Genomic DNA, 16,123 nt, shown 5'->3' on the forward strand with positions numbered 1-16,123 from the left:
CACTCTCCGTCGAATTCCCGGGTATGAGTGACATGGCGGACGACGAGCTGTTCGGCGAGGCGGCGGACGAAATCCGCGGCGACGTGGAAGAACACCTCGATGCGGCGCGTGCGGCCCTGCCGGACGCGGACGCCATCTGGACGGTCGAGGCGGACAACACGCTCGGCGTGCTCAACGGCCTGCGGTCCGCGCTCGCAGCCGAGGAGGTCGAGAGCCACCTGCGGGACGCGAAGAAGTGGTTCACCATCGGCGAGCGCGCGGACGCCTTCGAGGACGCAGACGACCTCCGCGAGGAAATCGAGTCAATCGAGGACGTTCTCGACGACCTCGAAGAGGTCTCCGAGAAAGTCGGCGACCTCGCGTCCACCATCCCGGAACTCCGGGGGGAACTGGAGAGCCTGGACGACGAGGAGTAGGGTTACGTCTCGTCGAGTTCCCAGTCGGTGTGTTCTTCGATAGTGCCGAGAATCGCTTTCACGACGTTCTCCTCGGCCTCGAAGTAGGGCGTATCGACGGCGACCGCCAGCCCCTCGCCGTCGGAGACGACGAAGTTCATCTCGGTGGCCTCGGAGAACACGACGAGGCGACAGTAGAGGTCGCCGTGGCGGCGCTGGAAGACGCTGTTGAGGTAGTTCTTCTCCAAAGTTTCGAGACGCATCTCCTCGACGGCCTCGTCGAGTTCGTCTTCCGTGTAGCGTTCGCGGACGTCGTCGCGGACGTAGTGGAGCGTGTAGTTGTCCCGAGTGTAGCCGACGATAGAGCGGAGGTGGTCGCCGGCCTGGTCGCGGAGCGCGGCGACGACGACGTCCCCGAATTCTTCGGAATCCATGATCGAGGCGTTTTCTCGGGCGCGAGAAAGCAGTTTCGGCGGGTGTTACTTGTGCGGCGGTCGGCCGTTCTCCCGGGACGCGAGGCGGTCGACGAGCCGGCAGAGCGCGTCGGTCGCGAGCGCGAGGAGGTCCGCGCCGCGGTCCGCGGTTCCGTCGGTTGGGTCGCCGACGACGCCGTTCTCGGTGAACTCCGCGGCGTCGTACGCGAGGTTCGTGTAGCTCGTCCACTCGCCCCAGCCGTCGCTCGCGCCGTCGCGGGCGGCCTCGACGCGGTCTTCGCGCACGAGGTCGGGATGGGTGTGTCGGAGGAAGGCGGTTTCGAGCGGGCCGGCGTGGCCCATGTCGGAACTGTGGTCGCCGACGGCGTCGAACCAGGTGTAGGCGGCGGCGTACGCGTCCTCGTGGCGGGTGATGTCGGCGGCGACTTCGCGGAGCGCGTCGGTGTTGCCGCCGTGGCCGTTCACGAAGACGATGGTGCGCCAGTCGTGGTCGAGGAGGGAGGTGGCGGCGTCCCGGACGTAGTCGCGGAAGGTGTCGGGGGAGACGTACATCGTTCCGGGGAACTGGCGGTGTTCCTCGCTGATGCCGACCGTAATCGTGGGTGCGACGGCGAGCGTGTCGTCGTAGGCGTCGTCCGCCGCGTCGGCGACAGTTTCGGCGGTGAGGTGGTCGGTACCGAGCGGGGCGTGCGGGCCGTGCTGTTCGGTGGAGCCGACGGGAACCAGAACGGCGTCCGGGTCGAGGTCGGTCGTGTCCGGCCACGCTGCCTCGCTGAGTCGCATACCAGGGGGGACGATAGAGACCGTAATCGGCCTTTCCCTTCGTGTATCGGCCGACGGCATTAATATAGGCGAAAGAAAAAGAGAGGTACAGTCATGCCGGAGTGCCAGAACTGCGAGTCGTTCGTGACGGACGCGTACGCACGAGTGTTTACGCCGGATGGCGAGTCCGAGCCGCGCGTCTGTCCGAACTGCGAGGACAAGATTCGGGACGGTGCACAGGTGAGAGAGGCCCGGTCGACCCGGCGAACGTAACCGCGAAGTCACGCTATTTATACGGTATCGGTCCCTGTTGTTGTCCAATGACCGAGTCGGAGCCGGCAGTCACCAGGTTGTTCGGTGGGCCGGGTAGCGGGAAGACGACCGCACTGCTCGACCGCGTGGAGGAAATCCTCGAAGACGAGGACGTGGACGTTCGCGACGTTCTCGTCGTCTCCTACACTCGCGCTGCGGCCGCCGAGGTCCGTGAGCGCCTGGCGGAGCGGTTGGACGTGAACCCGCGGTCGCTGCAGGGGAACGTCTGCACGATGCACGCGAAGGCGTACGAACTCCTCGACCTCTCGCGGAGCGACGTGGTTGGGGAGTCCGCGAAGGAAGATTTCTGTGAGGACTACGGGCTGCCGTACGAGGACGAGTACTCTTCGGGGAGTCGGCGGACGGCGCGTTCGACGACGCTCGGGAACAAAGTCATCGCGACGAGCCAGTGGCTCCAGCGAACCAGCCGCGACGTGGCGGACTGGTACGACGTGCCGTTCCGGTGGAACGACGAGGAAGTCCGGCTTCCACCCGATATCGACGAGAACGCGCAGACCGGGAACAAGTACACGCCGACGTGGCCGTCGGACGACGACCGCTTCGACATCCCTGAAGCGATTCGCGCGTGGCGGACGTACAAGGGCGAGGAGGGGCTCGTCGGGTTCGCGGACATGCTCGAACGCGTGGAGCAGCGGTCGCTCGTCCCGCGAGTCGACTACCTCGTCATCGACGAGTTCCAGGACATCACGACGCTCCAGTACGACGTGTACGAGGAGTGGAAGCCGCACATGGAGTCGGTGCTCATCGCGGGTGACGACGACCAGGTCGTGTACGCGTGGCAGGGCGCTGACCCCGACCTCCTCCTCGAAACCGAGGTGACAGACGATGTCATCCTCCCGAACTCCTACCGCCTCCCCTCGGAAGTTCTGAAGGTAGTGCAGCAGGAGGTCGGGCACATCGAGAACCGCCAGGAGAAGGACCTCAAGCCGCGGAAGGAGGGCGGCACCGTGGAGGCGGTGGAGAGCCCGTCGATGCTGGACGTGGCGCGGAACGTGAAGCAGACCATCGCCGCGACGGAGGACGACACGGTGATGGTGCTGTTCCGGGCGCGCTACCAGCTGTTCGAGTTCGTGGACGAGTTCATCGGGAACGGCATCCCGTTCAAGGCATTGACCGACCAGCGCCTGTGGACGGACCGCCTCGCGGACTACGTGCACGCGGTGGAGAAAATCGACGCTGGGGACCCGGTGACCGCGCTCGAAGCGCGGCGGGTCGTCGATATGCTGCAGGATTCGGCGTTCAGCACGAACGAGCGCAGCGACCTCCGGGACGAAATCGAGGACCGCGAGGAGGCCGCGGAGACCGAGGACGCGACCGAAATCGAGATCGGCGCGGACGTGATTCAGGAGTACGCGCCGTTTATGCCGTCGCCGGGCGCGGCCGCGGACATGCTGCGGAAGGTGACGCGCTACCAGCGCAAGTCCGTGGACGCGTACTTCGCGGGCGACTACCGCGGGATGGACCCCACTCGCGTCCGCGTCGGAACGATTCACTCCGCGAAGGGCCGCGAGGCGGACCACGTCTTCCTCGGGACGGACCTGACGGAGAAGGTCGTCGAGCAGATGGCGGCGACCGTCGAGGAGTCCGAGATTCCGGACGGCGTGGAGGAGTTCACGCGACAGACCGACCCGGTTCCGCTCGTGACGGACAACGAGCGCCGCGTGTTCTACGTCGGGATGAGCCGCGCGCGCGAGCGCCTCGTGCTCATGCAGAACGTCATCAACGGCGCGCCGACGCTCCCCATCGACGTGTTGCTGTACGGGGAGCCGTCGGGCGCGCCGCTGGAGGAGTCGCTCGGTGACGCGGAAGCCCCCATCCAGCTGAACTGATGGTCGCGCCGGAGACGACGTTCGCGTTCCTCTACGACGAACTCGAAGCCCGGGACGCCGCCGGGTTCGTGCACGTCGGCGGCCGGTTCGACGACACCTTGCGGTATCTCACGCGCTTCTCGGGTTCCGACGACCGGTACGCGTTCGTGTTCGTCGGCGGCGACGCGATACTGTGCGCGCCCGACGGCTTCGAGCGACAGGCGCGCCGCGAGTTCACGGGCGACTACGTGTACACGCCCGAGGACCTGCGCGCGGACACGCCGGGCGGGCGCGCGGTCGAGGTCTTAGCGGCGTACGACGCGGACGGAACCGTACTCGTCCCGCAGGACGTGCCGCACGACGCCGCCGTCCGCCTCGAACGCGCCGGGTTCGAGGTCGCGTCCACCGACGCGGTGGCGCGCGAACGCGTCGTGAAGGACCCGGAGGAAATCGAAGCGTTGCGGAAGGCGCAGGCCGCGGCGACCGCGGGGATGCGGCGCGCGGAGACCGTGCTCGCCGCCGCTGACGCGGACGGCGCGGACGACGCACTACAGTACGAGGGCGAGCGATTAACGACGACCCACCTCCGCCGCGAGGTGGACGCGGCGGTCGTCCGCGAGGGCGCGCTCCCCGGGGAGAACACGGTGGTCGCGGCGGGCGGCGCGTGCACGGACCGCCACTTCCGCGGGGACGTGCCGGTACGGCCGGGCGAGACCGTCGTCGTCGCCCTCGCGCCGCGGGGGCCGCACGGCTACCACGGCGCCTTGACCCGGACGTTCGTCGTGGACTCGGACGGCGGCTGGGAGCGCCGCGCGTTCCTCGCGGTCGAGTCCGCCCAGCAGGTGGGCCTGGACGAACTCGCGGGCGGCGCGGACGCGAGCCTCGTGCACGAGGAGACGGCGGCGGAAATCGGCGCGTACGGTTTCCCCGCGGGCTACGGCGACACCGGATTCACGCACGGCGCGGGCTACGGTGTCGGCGTGAGTCGGCGAGAGAGCCCCGACCTGCGGGACGACACGCGCCTCGAACCCGGGACGGTGCTCGCGATAGAACCGGGCGTCTACGACCCGAGCGAGGGCGGCGTCCGCCTCGGCGACCTCGTGGTCGTCACCGACGACGGGTTCGAGTTCCTCGGCGAGTATCCGCGCTCGTTCACGCCGCGCGCCTAGTCCTCGTCGTCGTCCGCGACGGCCGCAGCGGCTTCCTCGGCGGCGCGCTCGGGTGCGTCGAACGGCGTCGTGATGTAGCGTTCCGCGGCGAGCATCACGACCGCGATTGCGAGGAACGCCCAGCCCGTGTTGTGGCCGGCGACGACGCGGTTCACGCCGTACAACGCGACGGGGAGCGCGAACGCGAACGTCGCGGCGAACTTCACGGTGCCGATGATACCCATACCTGTCTTGGAGTGACGGAGCGCCCTAAACCCCGCGTTCGCAACACATTTGAGTCGCATCCCAGTACTGGACGTATGTTCACGGGCATCGTCGAGGACACCGGCACGGTAGCGTCGGTGGAATCGACGGACGACGGCCGCAGGCTCCGCATCGAAACCACGGACCTGAGCGGGTTCGCGCACGGGCAGAGCATCAGCGTGAACGGCGTCTGCCTCACCGTCGAGGAGTACGGTGAAAACTGGTTTTCGGCGTTCACGGCGGCGGAGACGCTGGAGAAGACCTATCTGGGCGAACTCGACGAGGGCGACGTGGTGAACCTCGAACGCGCGCTCCCGGCGGACGGCCGCCTCGACGGCCACATCGTACAGGGGCACGTCGACACCGTCACGGAGGTCGTGGCGGTCAAGCAGGTGGGGGAGGACTGGACGTTCACGTTCGCGCTGCCGGACGGCTACGAGCGGTACGTCGCGGAGAAGGGGTCGGTGGCGCTCGACGGTATCAGCCTCACCGTCGCCGGCGTGGACGACGACGCGGGGACGTTCGACGTGGCGGTGATTCCGACGACGTACGACCTGACGACGCTCTCCGCGAAGGACGCCGGGAGCCCGGTGCACGTCGAGGTAGACGTGGTGGCGAAGTACGTCGAACGCCTCGACGCGTACTAGTCGACCCTGCGGACGGCGCTCTTGCGGTCGGTGTCGCCCTCGTCGTAGCGCGCGGCGTCCGATTCCTCGTAGGCCGCGCCGTAGCGCTTGAGCTTCCGGACGAGGACGGAGAGGAAGAAGCCGTCGTAGAGGAGGACGAACGCGATGAACACGAACCCTTCGGGGACGCCGAGTGGGTCGTAGACGAGATGGAGGTTGCTGACGGCGGTGTTGTAGGTGGCGTGGATGAACGCCGCGACGAGCAGTCCCTTCACGACGATTGGGCCCCTGTTCTCGGGGTTGAACTTCGCGAGGCCGAGGTAGTAGCCGGCGAACGCGGAGTAGATGACGTGGCCGGGACCGGCGAACGTGCGGACGGCGGCTATCTGGAGGACGGCGACGTTCGCGTCGACGCCGGTCGCCTGGAGGGTCTGGAGCACGTCGCGGCCGATGTAGATGGCGTTCTCGATGGTGGCGAACCCGAGGCCGGCGACGGCTCCGTACACCGCGCCGTCGACGACGGCGTCGAAGCGGTCGCTGCGGTAGGCGTAGAGGCGGACGGCGAGGAGTTTCACGGTCTCCTCGACGGGCCCGACGACGAGGTAGAAGAAGACGACCATCCAGGTGACGCCGACGAGCGCGAACGCCTGCTGGAAGGCCGTGTTGAGGACGGCGGCGAACCCGGCGAAGAGGAAGCCGAGGACGAAGGTCGCGGCGAGCAGGTGGAGGGGTTCGCCGGTGGTCGCGTCGGCGTGCCAGACGTAGGCGACGAGGCCGAGCGCGGGGAGGACGGAGAGGACGACGTACGCGGCGATGTAGGGACGCTGGAGGAACACGAACCCGAGGCTGGCGGCGAACAGCGCGAACACGACGAGGAGCGCGAGCGTGACGACGGCGTACCGACTGCCGGCGAGGAGGCCGTTGTGGACGGCGACCGCGGCCCGGTCGAGGAGGCCGCGGACTTCCCAGTCGGTGATGTCGTAGAGGTCGCGGTCGCCCGTGGCGGCGCGCTGCACTGGGTCGCGTTTCTCCGGCATGCGCGAGTGGTACCGATGCGGCGTACAAAACCGTTCCCGCCCAAGAGATTTGTATGTCATAATATGCCTAAAGGAGACGGCTTATCTACGATGGCCATGTCACCAGTTGGTATGGCATTCAGTCAGAGCCGCGGATTCCTGTACACGGAACCGCCGAAATCCGAGGAGGAACGAACACCGACGGCCGAGAGCGAGGGCACGACGGCGGCGCCCGCTGACGACTGATTTTAGGGAGTGCGGTGTCGAGGTAGCCACATGTTGTTCGACCAGCGAGTGCGCACGGAACTCCACGACGCGGGCGTGGACCCGGCGACGCTCCGCGAGATAGAGGACCGCGTGGCGGCGGACGCGCGCGAGACGGCCGAGCGCGTGGCGGCGTTCTTCGACGCACAGGACACCGTCTACTCGGATATGGAGTTGACGCACAGTTCGAGCGAGCACCCCGAGCACGCCGTCGAGTACGCCGACCTGTTCACGCACAGCCAGGACGTGCACGGGTTCCTGCGGTTCGACACGTGGGGCGCGTACGTCGAAGACGCGCGCGTCCTCGACGACGCGGACGGGACGCCGACGGTCGTGGAGCTCGAACTCGGGCAGACGGTGCACGACCGGGTGCGGTTCGCGCCCGACCGGGAGCGCCTGGAATGACGGTCTCGGTACGCGGCATCTACGCGACAGCGCTCACGGAACTCCTCGCGGATGTCGGTGTGGTGAACGCGTCCGAGCCGATTCGGGAGCGCTTCGACCGCGCGTTCGACGCGGGACCGGCGGCGGCGCACGTCTCCACGACGAGCGACCGGCAGGGCGTCGGCGTCACCGGCGACCCCGACACGGTGGCTGAGACCGTCGAGCGCCTCCGCGACGTGGGTCTGGACGCGTTCCGGTATCCGGACGACGCGCCGCGCGGCGCGGTGTTCGAGGGATACGTCTCGGAGACGCGCGGCGGCGGCGCGGTCGTGGACCTCGGCGACACGGAGGGCTACCTATCGTTCGACGACGCCGCCGAGTACGTCGACGACGGCGATATCGTGCGCGTTCAGGTCGTGGGCCCGAAGCCGCCGTGGGCGTCCCGGCGGCCGCGGCTCTCGACCGACATTCGGGCGTTCGGGGACGCCGCGACGCTCGTCCGGGGACGGGACGCGTTGGTCGCCGACACGCCCAGCGGCGCGCCCGAACTCGCGCGAACGACCGAAATCCTGCCGCCCGAGATACCCGACGGCTGGGCGGTCGAGTGGGGGGACGCGGCGACCGACCTGTCGATGGACGCTCTCGGCGACGCGCTCGCAGCGGCCGTCGCGTCGGCAAAATCGCTCGATGACGCGCTCGGCGGCGTGGACGTGGACGACGTGCCCGCGCGACTCGCCGCGCCGGACGCGACGACCTGGGTGTGGTTCGGCGGGGACGCGCGGCGCTCGCTGGACGACGTGCGACGGCGCGTAACGGACACCATCGTCGGCCACCACCGCATCAAGGCAGGGAGTTCGTCGGCGAGCACGGCCGTGGATTTCGCGGAGTCGCTCGGCGCGCTCCCCGACGAGTTCCCGTTCGCGGCGGTGAGCGAGCAGTTCGGGCCGGCGGCGGGCGACCGCGTGCGCATCGAGCACGGGAAGCCGGACGGCCGCCTCATCACGCTCGGACGCGGCGACGTGACGGACATCGACCGCGACGCGGGCCGCATCACCGTCGAGCGCGAGATGACCGCGGGCGGGACGTACGACGCGCTCGGCGTCGAACGCCAGGAGGGCGACGTGGCGGTCACCCGCTTCCAGGAAGGACGTTGGTGGTATCCGACGGTCTACCGCGGCGAGGACGGCACCCGACGGGGGACGTACATCAACGTGAACACGCCGCTCGAACTCTTTCCAGCAGATGTTCGGTACGTCGACCTCCACCTCGACGTGGTGAAACACGCGGACGGCACCGTCGAACAAGTGGACATGGACGAACTCCGGGCGTGCGTGGACGACGGCCTCGTGACCGAAGACCTGGCGGAGAAAGCGGCTGGCGTGGCGGACCGCATCGAGGACGCGTTCAGCTAGTCCTGGAGGGTTCGCTGGCACTTCACGACGAACCCAGCGAGGTTCTGCGCGATACCGACCTCGAACGCGAGCACGACGCCGCTCTGCGGGCCCTCGCGGAGGTGGATGAGCACGCCGTCCTCGTAGAGTTCGACGCTCGCTCGCACGTCCCCGAACGGGCTATCGGGTTCGCGGAGCGGTTCGTGGTCGCGCGCCCGGTCCACGATGGATTGGCTTCGCTCCCGGAGTCGCTGTTCGGGCAGGTCGTTGCGACGGTAGAGCACTTCCAAGCCGGAGGCCGTGTACCGGGCGCCCGTGCGGAAGGCGTCACCGGCCTCCGCCTGCACGAGTCTTACGAGGCGCGCGTGACGGTCGCTCGCCATCTAGAAGTGGCTCTGGTGGTTCGCCTCCCCCGGTCCGCTCTCGCCGCGGCCGCCGCGACCGCCCTCGTTCCGGTCGATGCCCATGACGGACTCCGCCTGCTCGGTGCCCCAGTTGTCCGAGCCGTCGCTCGCGAACCGAACGGTCACGTCCGTCACGGCCGGGAACTCCTTCGCGAGTTCGGTCTTGATGCGCTGGGCGGTACGCGGACTGATGCCGCAGCCGCTGCACGTGCCGCCGAGTTCGACGACGACCTCGCCGCTCTCGGGGTCGGCCTTGCGGACGGCGCTCGTCCCGCCGTGCATCTTGATGATGGGCATCTGGGCCGTGAGCCAGGTCTCGACCTCGTCGTGGAGGCTGGCGTCGGTTGCGGCGTCACTCATTACGTTCTAGGTGGAGGTCGAGACTCCTAACTGTTCGGTTCGTTCCGCAGCCACCGAACCACACTCGCAGCGCCCGCCGCGCCCAGCACGCCCGCGAGAACCCCGAATCCGGGCGTACCTCCCTCGGACTCGTCCGTCTTGGGGGTCTGCGTCCGCGTCGGCGGTCGCGTGGCTGCGGTGGTCGTTGCGTTCGTGGTCGCGCCGGTCGTGGTCGTCCCGGTGAGCGAGGGCGCGTCCGGCTGGTAGCCGGCGTGGTCGGGGAACGCGTAGAGCGCGCCCCGGGTACCGGCGGGAACGCCCGCGTAGCTGCTGGCGACGAAGCAGTCGGCGGCCGCGCGTGCGGTCCAGAACGCGGCCTCCGCGGGCTGTCGCCACCACGCGAGTTCGAACGGGTCGGTCGGGTCGCGCACGTCGAACAGTTTCACGCCGCCCTGGTACCACGACGTGTAGAGGCGAGTACCCGCGAGTTCGAAGTTGTGGCTCGTCGTCCACGTCCCGCCGAGTCCGGGGTCGGCGCTCTCGGGTGCGGGGATGTGTGAGAGTTCGCGCGGGCTGGCGGGGTCGGTGATGTCGTAGAGCGTGATGCCGCCCGGCCCGCCCGCGTGGTCGTCCTCGGGCGTGGTCTCCCACGCCTCGCTGTTGACCGCGAGGACGCTGGCGTCGTCGTTGGGCGCGGCGTAGTGGTGGTTGCCGGGGAGTTCGTACCCCTGGCTCGTCGGCGCGTCCGCGAGGTCGGCGGGGTCGTGGGGCGCGATGTGCGAAACCACGGTCGGCTCCGATGGGGTCGACACGTCGAGCAGCCACGTGCCGGCGTCCCAGTGCGCGACGTACGCGACCTCGTCCTGCACGAACACGTCGTGGCACGACCAGAGGAAGCCGGGAACGTCGAGCCACGCGGGGTTCTCGTCCGCGGCGCTCCAGCGCGCGACTTCCCGTGGCGGGTCGTCGAGGGCGACGATGGCGAGTTCGCGGCGGTCGCTGCCGTTCGCGGTGAGGTAGGCGTGGGAGTCGGTGAGTGCGCAGTTGTGAATCGGGTAGTCGGTCTCGTAGACGGTCTCCAGAACGGGGTCGCTGGGGGTCGACACGTCGTAGAGGAGGAGCGCGCTGGGGCTGCCGGCGTTCGCGGGGCCGACGACGGCGAGCCGGTCTCCCTGGATTTTCACGTCGTGAATTCCGTCGAGCGGGCCGTTCTCGTGGTCGGCGAGGAGGCCGCAGCGGTCCGCGAGCACGGTGAGGTCGGTGGGGTCGCTCGCGTCCACGACGGCGAACCCCGTCGTCGCGGCGACGAACACCGTCGTTCCGTCCGGCCCGACGACAGCCTCGGTCGCGCCCTCGATAGCGACGCTGTCTCGTGGTTCGTACGGCTCCGGGTGCGCGCTCGCACGACCGACGAGCGGGAGGGTGAGCGCCGCGCCGCCCGCCTTGAGCGCGGCACGCCGGGAGAACTCCATACGCGGAGTTCGCGTGACGCGGAGAAAAGCGTGGCGTCCGTCGGAACCCTCTCCTCGCTGGCGGTCGAGGACTCGGGTATGCTCTCTCCAGACCTCGACGGTCGGACGGCGCTCGTGACGGGAAGCGCGAAGGGCCTCGGGCGGGCGTTCGCGCTCGCGCTTGCCCGGAACGACGCGGACGTCGCCGTCCACTACCGGTCGAGCGACGCCGCCGCGTACGCGACCGCCGAAGAAGCCCGGGAAACGGGGCGCGGGGACGCGGTCGCCGTGCAGGGCGACGTAACCCACCCCGGCTCCGTGGACGACCTGTTTTCCGAAATCGAGGACGAACTCGGCGGCGTGGACGTGCTCGTGAACAACGTCGGGAACTTCGCGCCGAAACACTGGACCGACATCGACCACGAAGAGTGGGTGGACGTCATCCACACGAATCTCACCGCGACCTACCTCACGTCAAAGCGCGCGCTCCCCGGGATGCGCGAGCGGTCGTGGGGCAGGGTCGTGAACGTCGGATACGCCTCGGGCGAGAAGGGACTCGTCAGCCCGAAGAACTTCCCGTACTTCGCCGCGAAAACGGGCGTCCTGATGTTCACGCGGATGCTCGCCGCCGACACCCAGGATGATGGGATCACCGCGAACGCCGTCTCGCCCTACGTCGTCGAGAACTCGGACGAGTTCCCGGACGACCTTCCCCGCGGCCGCCCCGCCGACTACGCCGACGTGACGCAGGCGCTCCTCTTCTTCTGCGACGAAAACTCCGCGTACATCAGCGGCGAAAACATCGAAATCGACGGCGGCTGGCTCCCCGAAACCGTCTAAGTCGCTTTTCGTGGAGGTTTTGCGTCCGAGCATCGCGAGGCCGGAAAAGGTCCGTGTAGAACATCGAAATCGACGGCGGCTGGCTCCCCGAAACCGTCTAAAGAACGGGTGGTCGAGGGTTTGCGTGAGCGCGAACGTTTTTGAGGGATGGCGGGGAGAACGTGGTATGCACGAACGAGCGGCGGAGTTCGCGGAGCGCGTCGAATCCGAGTTCGGGTTCCGGCCGGAGGTGGAGGAGTTCCCGGCGGGGACGAAGACGGCGGCGGACGCGGCCGAGGCGCTGGACTGCGAGGTGGCGCAGATAGCGTCGAGTATCGTGCTCGTAGCGGACGACACGCCGGTAGTCGTGGTGACGAGCGGCGCGAACCGCGTGGACGTGGAGAAGGTCGCGGCGTCCGTCGGCGCGGGGTCGGCGCGAATGGCGGACGCGGACGAGGTGAAGTCGGCGACCGGGTACAGCATCGGCGGCGTACCGCCGGTGTGTCACGACGGGCGTCCGCGCGTGCTGTTCGACGAGACGCTGCTCGGCCACGACCGGGTGTGGGCGGCCGCGGGGACGCCGGAAGCGGTGTGGCCGAGCGACCCCGACGACCTCGCGGACCTGGCGGACGCCGAGGTCACGGACGTGGCGGAGGACTAGTTGTTTTCGAGGGCGTCAAGGATGCACGCGGCGGCGAGCACGGCCTCCTTTGGCACGTCGGTGGCGTCGTCGATGGTGACGGTGTAGGTGTCCTTGAGGGAGAACTGGCCCTCGATATCGCCGACGTGGTCGCCCTGCGGGTCGCGTATCTCGTACTTGTTCGGGATGAGGTTCGCGGCGCCGACGAGGTGGCGGAGAACCTGGAGGACTTTGTTCTTGGAGGTGATGGTGGCGAGCGCTTCGCCGGTGTCGGGGTCTCGAATCGTCCAGTTCTCCATGAACCACGACCAGTCCTCGTCGAGGACGACGACGGGGTCGCCGGTGCCGGCGTCGGTGATGGTGTAGTTCCCGGCGATGTCCATGATGCCGCCGGCTTTCACGGTGAAGGCGCCCTGGTCGTCGCCGGTGACGAACGGGAACTCCTCCTTGAGTTTGAACATCTTCTGCTTCCCGCGGAGGACGACGGTTCCGGACGCGTCGGTGACGGTGTACTTGTTGCGGACGAGGGACTGCTTGACCTCGTAGCGGTCGCCAGTGAGGTCGACGGTGGAGATGTCGTAGTCGCTCACAGGTGAGGGGTCATCGCCGGACGGGAAAAGCCTCGTGGTGAGCGCTCTCCGGCACCGAGGGGTTTTCGTTCGTTCGCGCGTAATGACGGTAACTAATGAGTGAGGACTACATCGAGGTCCGCGGGGCGGAAGAGCACAACCTGAAGGACCTCGACGTTCGGATTCCGCGCGAGGAGTTCACGGTCGTCACCGGACTCTCGGGGTCCGGGAAATCCTCGCTGGCGTTCGAAACCATCTACGCGGAGGGGCAGCGGCGGTACATCGAGAGTCTGTCGGCGTACGCCCGGAACTTCCTCGGGCAGATGGACAAGCCGCAGGTCGAGTCCGTGGAGGGGTTGTCGCCGGCTATCAGTATCGACCAGAAGAACGCAGCGAACAATCCGCGCTCGACGGTCGGGACGGTGACCGAACTCCACGATTACCTCCGTTTGCTGTACGCGCGCGTCGGCGTGCCGCACTGTCCGGAGTGCGGCCGCGAGGTGGGCGAGCAGTCCGCCCAGCAGATGGTGCGCCGCGTGATGGAACTTCCGGAGGGAACGCGGGCGAAGGTCGCGGCGCCCGTGGTGCGCGACCAGAAGGGCGCGTTCGAGGACCTCTTCGAGGACCTGATGGCGGACGGCTATTCGCGGGTCGAAGTCGACGGCGAGTCCTACGACCTCGCGGTGGAGTCCCCCGACTTGGACGAAAATTACGACCACACTATCGACGTAGTCGTGGACCGCGTGGCGGTCAGCGAGGACGCGCGGTCGCGAATTACGGACTCCGTCGAGACGGCGCTGGACGAGGCCGAGGGCGTGCTGAAGGTCATCGTGCCGGACCCGCCGGCGGACGCCGAATTGGGCGGCGCGACGGCGCGCGCGACTGGCGATCTCGCGGACGACGACGGCGACGACCGCCTGGTGGTGGAGTTCAGCGAGGACCTCGCGTGCACGCACTGCGGCATCGACATCAGCGAGATCGAGACGCGGAGTTTCTCCTTCAACAGCCCGCACGGCGCGTGCCCGGAATGTGAGGGGCTCGGGCAGTCGAAGGAGGTCTCGGAGGACCTCGTGGTGCAGGACGCGTCGAAGCCCGTGAAGCACGTGTTCGAGCCGTGGAGTTACAACCGGTCGTACTACCGGAACCTCCTCGACAACGTCGCGCGCCACTTCGACGTCGACCTCTCGACGCCGTTCGAGGAGCTATCGCCGGACGTGCAGGAGGCGTTCCTCTGGGGGACGACGGAGGACGTGGTGTTCCGCCGGGAGACGAAGAACGGCGTGCGGCGGAAGGAAGAGCCGTTCGAGGGCGTGATTCCGAACCTCGAGCGTCGGTACGGCGAAACGGACTCTGAGCGGGTGCGCGAGCACATCGAGGACTTCATGAGCACGACCGCGTGTCCGGCCTGCGACGGGACGCGACTGAAGCCCGAGTCGCGCGCGGTGCTCGTGAAGGGCACGGCAATCACGGAAGTGAACCGGATGAGCATCGGGGACGCCCGCGAGCACTTCGAGGGTCTCGAAGCCGGGATGTCCGACCGCGAGCGCAAAATCGCGGAGGAGATTCTCAAAGAGATTCGGGCGCGTCTCGGGTTCATGGAGGAGGTCGGGCTCGAATACTTGACGCTTGACCGCGAGGCGTCGACGCTCTCCGGCGGCGAGAGCCAGCGGATTCGGCTCGCCACCCAGATCGGGAGCGGGCTCGTCGGCGTCCTCTACGTGCTGGACGAGCCGTCCATCGGCCTGCATCAGCGGGACAACGACCGCCTCCTGAACACCCTAGAGGAACTCCGCGACCTCGGGAACACGCTGCTGGTGGTGGAGCACGACGAGGAGACGATGCGGCGCGCGGACGAAATCGTGGACATGGGGCCGGGGCCGGGCCGACACGGCGGCGAGGTCGTCGCGCAGGGCGACTTCGACGACATCGTCGCGTCCGAGGAGTCCATCACGGGCGACTACCTCGCGGGTCGCAAGCAGATTCCCGTGCCGGAGGAGCGCCGCGAGTGGTCGGACACGCTGACGGTTCGGGGGGCGCGCCAGCACAACCTCAAGAACGTCGACGTGGACATTCCCGTCGGCGCGTTCACGGCCGTCACGGGCGTCTCCGGGAGCGGGAAGTCGACGCTGGTGCACGACGTGCTGTACAAGGGACTGGCGCGCGGGATGAACGGGAACACGAGCGTCGACCCCGGCGAACACGACGGCATCGAGGGGACCGAGCACATCGAGAAGGTGCGATTGATCGACCAGTCGCCCATCGGCCGAACGCCGCGGTCGAACCCCGCGACGTACACGGGCGTGTTCGACTACGTGCGGGAGAAGTTCGCGCAGACGAAGCTCGCGCAGCAGCGCGGCTACGACAAGGGCCGATTCTCGTTCAATGTGAAGGGCGGGCGCTGCGAGGAGTGCGGCGGCCAGGGCACGGTGACCATCGAGATGAACTTCCTCTCGGACGTGCAGGTTCCCTGCGAGGAGTGCGGGGGCGCGCGGTACAACGACGAGACGCTCGACGTGACGTTCAAGGGCAAGACCATCGCCGACGTGCTCGGCATGTCCGTGGAGGAAGCCCGGGAGTTCTTCGAGGCGGACAGCCGGCTCGGCCGCCGCCTCCAGTTGCTGGAGGACGTCGGACTGGACTACATGCGGCTCGGACAGCCGTCGACCACGCTCTCCGGCGGGGAGGCCCAGCGCGTGAAGCTCGCGGAGGAGCTCGGGAAGAAGGCGACCGGTGACACGCTCTACCTCCTGGACGAACCGACGACCGGCCTCCACAGCGAGGACGAGCGGAAGCTGATTCAGGTGCTCCAACGGCTCACCGACCGCGGGAACAGCATCGCCGTCATCGAGCACGAACTCGATCTCGTGAAGAACGCCGACCACGTCATCGATTTGGGACCGGAGGGCGGCGAGAACGGCGGCGAGGTCGTCGCCGCGGGCACGCCCGAAGAAATCGCGCGGAACGAGGACAGCCACACCGGCCGCTACCTCCGCGACAAACTCCCAGCCGTGGACATCGCGGGGCCGCGCGACGAGCGCGAGAAGCCGGACGCGCCCGCTCCCGCACAGGACTGACT

18 protein-coding genes are annotated in these 16,123 nt (G+C 68.2%); 10 read left to right on the forward strand and 8 right to left on the reverse strand.

All coding sequences use genetic code 11. The features are described 5' to 3' along the window. Window positions 1–23 precede the first annotated feature (23 nt). Window positions 24–416, forward strand: a complete 393-nt coding sequence (locus tag ACOZ4O_RS06290) for a DUF5790 family protein (RefSeq protein WP_424524460.1) — start codon at window positions 24–26, stop codon at window positions 414–416. A 2-nt stretch (window positions 417–418) separates the two neighbouring features. Here ACOZ4O_RS06290 and ACOZ4O_RS06295 read toward each other — a convergent pair whose 3' ends face one another. Next, entirely contained in the window at window positions 419–829 is a 411-nt protein-coding gene (locus ACOZ4O_RS06295; RefSeq protein WP_424524461.1) for a DUF7522 family protein, read from the reverse strand. Window positions 830–874: 45 nt separating this feature from the next. Further along, window positions 875–1,612, reverse strand: coding sequence for a creatininase family protein (locus ACOZ4O_RS06300; RefSeq protein WP_424524462.1), 738 nt, complete (start codon window positions 1,610–1,612; stop codon window positions 875–877). A 93-nt stretch (window positions 1,613–1,705) separates the two neighbouring features. Here ACOZ4O_RS06300 and ACOZ4O_RS06305 point away from each other — a divergent pair, with 93 nt between their 5' ends. The 3 genes from ACOZ4O_RS06305 to ACOZ4O_RS06315 are packed head-to-tail and all read left to right on the forward strand — an operon-like array spanning window position 1,706 to window position 4,901. After that, window positions 1,706–1,864: a DUF7563 family protein gene (locus ACOZ4O_RS06305; RefSeq protein ID WP_227260906.1), complete on the forward strand. Its 159-nt coding sequence runs from the start codon at window positions 1,706–1,708 to the stop codon at window positions 1,862–1,864. A 47-nt stretch (window positions 1,865–1,911) separates the two neighbouring features. Continuing rightward, window positions 1,912–3,753 (forward strand): UvrD-helicase domain-containing protein, encoded by a 1,842-nt coding sequence (locus ACOZ4O_RS06310; RefSeq protein ID WP_424524463.1) that lies wholly within the window; start codon window positions 1,912–1,914, stop codon window positions 3,751–3,753. Then, entirely contained in the window at window positions 3,753–4,901 is a 1,149-nt protein-coding gene (locus ACOZ4O_RS06315) for a M24 family metallopeptidase (protein WP_424524464.1), read from the forward strand. Before ACOZ4O_RS06310 ends, ACOZ4O_RS06315 begins: the two co-directional genes overlap by 1 nt. On the opposite strand, the gene ACOZ4O_RS06320 is transcribed toward ACOZ4O_RS06315, so the two are convergent. Next, entirely contained in the window at window positions 4,898–5,125 is a 228-nt protein-coding gene (locus tag ACOZ4O_RS06320; RefSeq protein WP_424524465.1) for a DUF7533 family protein, read from the reverse strand. The genes ACOZ4O_RS06315 and ACOZ4O_RS06320 overlap by 4 nt on opposite strands. A gap of 75 nt (window positions 5,126–5,200) precedes the next feature. Between ACOZ4O_RS06320 and ACOZ4O_RS06325 the strand changes: the two genes are divergently transcribed. Further along, window positions 5,201–5,791 carry a riboflavin synthase gene (locus ACOZ4O_RS06325; RefSeq protein ID WP_424524466.1) on the forward strand — a complete coding sequence of 197 codons (591 nt, stop codon included), beginning with the start codon at window positions 5,201–5,203 and terminating at the stop codon, window positions 5,789–5,791. Here the strand turns inward: ACOZ4O_RS06325 and ACOZ4O_RS06330 are convergent. Next, complete coding sequence (locus ACOZ4O_RS06330; RefSeq protein ID WP_424524467.1) at window positions 5,788–6,807, reverse strand: PrsW family intramembrane metalloprotease; 1,020 nt, start codon at window positions 6,805–6,807, stop codon at window positions 5,788–5,790. The genes ACOZ4O_RS06325 and ACOZ4O_RS06330 overlap by 4 nt on opposite strands. Window positions 6,808–7,062: 255 nt before the next feature. Between ACOZ4O_RS06330 and ACOZ4O_RS06335 the strand changes: the two genes are divergently transcribed. Then, window positions 7,063–7,455: a DUF7532 family protein gene (locus tag ACOZ4O_RS06335; protein ID WP_424524468.1), complete on the forward strand. Its 393-nt coding sequence runs from the start codon at window positions 7,063–7,065 to the stop codon at window positions 7,453–7,455. Next, window positions 7,452–8,846 (forward strand): DUF402 domain-containing protein, encoded by a 1,395-nt coding sequence (locus tag ACOZ4O_RS06340; RefSeq protein ID WP_424524469.1) that lies wholly within the window; start codon window positions 7,452–7,454, stop codon window positions 8,844–8,846. The genes ACOZ4O_RS06335 and ACOZ4O_RS06340 overlap by 4 nt, the downstream gene beginning before the upstream one ends. On the opposite strand, the gene ACOZ4O_RS06345 is transcribed toward ACOZ4O_RS06340, so the two are convergent. The 3 genes from ACOZ4O_RS06345 to ACOZ4O_RS06355 are packed head-to-tail and all read right to left on the reverse strand — an operon-like array spanning window position 8,843 to window position 11,040. Next, window positions 8,843–9,208 carry a hypothetical protein gene (locus tag ACOZ4O_RS06345; protein ID WP_424524470.1) on the reverse strand — a complete coding sequence of 122 codons (366 nt, stop codon included), beginning with the start codon at window positions 9,206–9,208 and terminating at the stop codon, window positions 8,843–8,845. The two genes, ACOZ4O_RS06340 and ACOZ4O_RS06345, sit on opposite strands and share 4 nt — an antisense overlap. Beyond that, window positions 9,209–9,589 (reverse strand): NifU family protein, encoded by a 381-nt coding sequence (locus ACOZ4O_RS06350; protein WP_424524471.1) that lies wholly within the window; start codon window positions 9,587–9,589, stop codon window positions 9,209–9,211. A gap of 26 nt (window positions 9,590–9,615) precedes the next feature. After that, window positions 9,616–11,040 (reverse strand): LVIVD repeat-containing protein, encoded by a 1,425-nt coding sequence (locus ACOZ4O_RS06355; RefSeq protein WP_424524472.1) that lies wholly within the window; start codon window positions 11,038–11,040, stop codon window positions 9,616–9,618. 78 nt (window positions 11,041–11,118) lie between these two features. On the opposite strand from ACOZ4O_RS06355, the gene ACOZ4O_RS06360 reads away from it, so the two are divergent. Further along, entirely contained in the window at window positions 11,119–11,859 is a 741-nt protein-coding gene (locus tag ACOZ4O_RS06360) for an SDR family oxidoreductase (protein ID WP_424524473.1), read from the forward strand. Window positions 11,860–12,025: 166 nt separating this feature from the next. Next, window positions 12,026–12,499 (forward strand): YbaK/EbsC family protein, encoded by a 474-nt coding sequence (locus tag ACOZ4O_RS06365; protein WP_424524474.1) that lies wholly within the window; start codon window positions 12,026–12,028, stop codon window positions 12,497–12,499. Here ACOZ4O_RS06365 and ACOZ4O_RS06370 read toward each other — a convergent pair. Further along, window positions 12,496–13,068: an LURP-one-related/scramblase family protein gene (locus ACOZ4O_RS06370; RefSeq protein ID WP_424524475.1), complete on the reverse strand. Its 573-nt coding sequence runs from the start codon at window positions 13,066–13,068 to the stop codon at window positions 12,496–12,498. The two genes, ACOZ4O_RS06365 and ACOZ4O_RS06370, sit on opposite strands and share 4 nt — an antisense overlap. A gap of 95 nt (window positions 13,069–13,163) precedes the next feature. Between ACOZ4O_RS06370 and uvrA the strand changes: the two genes are divergently transcribed. After that, a complete protein-coding gene (gene uvrA / locus ACOZ4O_RS06375; RefSeq protein WP_424524476.1) occupies window positions 13,164–16,121 on the forward strand; it encodes an excinuclease ABC subunit UvrA in 2,958 nt (985 codons plus the stop codon). Window positions 16,122–16,123: the final 2 nt, after the last annotated feature.

It is taken from the genome of Salarchaeum japonicum, assembly GCF_049705945.1.
Lineage (GTDB): Archaea > Halobacteriota > Halobacteria > Halobacteriales > Halobacteriaceae > Salarchaeum > Salarchaeum japonicum_A.

Excerpts from the sequence above, each read along its gene's own strand:
- ACOZ4O_RS06365 (WP_424524474.1), top strand. The coding sequence starts at position 12,026 with ATGCACGAACGAGCGGCGGAGTTCGCGGAGCGCGTCGAATCCGAGTTC.
- ACOZ4O_RS06290 (WP_424524460.1), top strand. The coding sequence starts at position 24 with ATGAGTGACATGGCGGACGACGAGCTGTTCGGCGAGGCGGCGGACGAA.
- ACOZ4O_RS06310 (WP_424524463.1), top strand. The coding sequence starts at position 1,912 with ATGACCGAGTCGGAGCCGGCAGTCACCAGGTTGTTCGGTGGGCCGGGT.
- ACOZ4O_RS06295 (WP_424524461.1), bottom strand. The coding sequence starts at position 829 with ATGGATTCCGAAGAATTCGGGGACGTCGTCGTCGCCGCGCTCCGCGAC.
- ACOZ4O_RS06335 (WP_424524468.1), top strand. The coding sequence starts at position 7,063 with ATGTTGTTCGACCAGCGAGTGCGCACGGAACTCCACGACGCGGGCGTG.
- ACOZ4O_RS06330 (WP_424524467.1), bottom strand. The coding sequence starts at position 6,807 with ATGCCGGAGAAACGCGACCCAGTGCAGCGCGCCGCCACGGGCGACCGC.
- ACOZ4O_RS06315 (WP_424524464.1), top strand. The coding sequence starts at position 3,753 with ATGGTCGCGCCGGAGACGACGTTCGCGTTCCTCTACGACGAACTCGAA.
- ACOZ4O_RS06350 (WP_424524471.1), bottom strand. The coding sequence starts at position 9,589 with ATGAGTGACGCCGCAACCGACGCCAGCCTCCACGACGAGGTCGAGACC.
- ACOZ4O_RS06325 (WP_424524466.1), top strand. The coding sequence starts at position 5,201 with ATGTTCACGGGCATCGTCGAGGACACCGGCACGGTAGCGTCGGTGGAA.
- ACOZ4O_RS06320 (WP_424524465.1), bottom strand. The coding sequence starts at position 5,125 with ATGGGTATCATCGGCACCGTGAAGTTCGCCGCGACGTTCGCGTTCGCG.
- ACOZ4O_RS06360 (WP_424524473.1), top strand. The coding sequence starts at position 11,119 with ATGCTCTCTCCAGACCTCGACGGTCGGACGGCGCTCGTGACGGGAAGC.
- ACOZ4O_RS06355 (WP_424524472.1), bottom strand. The coding sequence starts at position 11,040 with ATGGAGTTCTCCCGGCGTGCCGCGCTCAAGGCGGGCGGCGCGGCGCTC.
- ACOZ4O_RS06300 (WP_424524462.1), bottom strand. The coding sequence starts at position 1,612 with ATGCGACTCAGCGAGGCAGCGTGGCCGGACACGACCGACCTCGACCCG.
- ACOZ4O_RS06305 (WP_227260906.1), top strand. The coding sequence starts at position 1,706 with ATGCCGGAGTGCCAGAACTGCGAGTCGTTCGTGACGGACGCGTACGCA.
- ACOZ4O_RS06345 (WP_424524470.1), bottom strand. The coding sequence starts at position 9,208 with ATGGCGAGCGACCGTCACGCGCGCCTCGTAAGACTCGTGCAGGCGGAG.
- ACOZ4O_RS06340 (WP_424524469.1), top strand. The coding sequence starts at position 7,452 with ATGACGGTCTCGGTACGCGGCATCTACGCGACAGCGCTCACGGAACTC.
- uvrA (WP_424524476.1), top strand. The coding sequence starts at position 13,164 with ATGAGTGAGGACTACATCGAGGTCCGCGGGGCGGAAGAGCACAACCTG.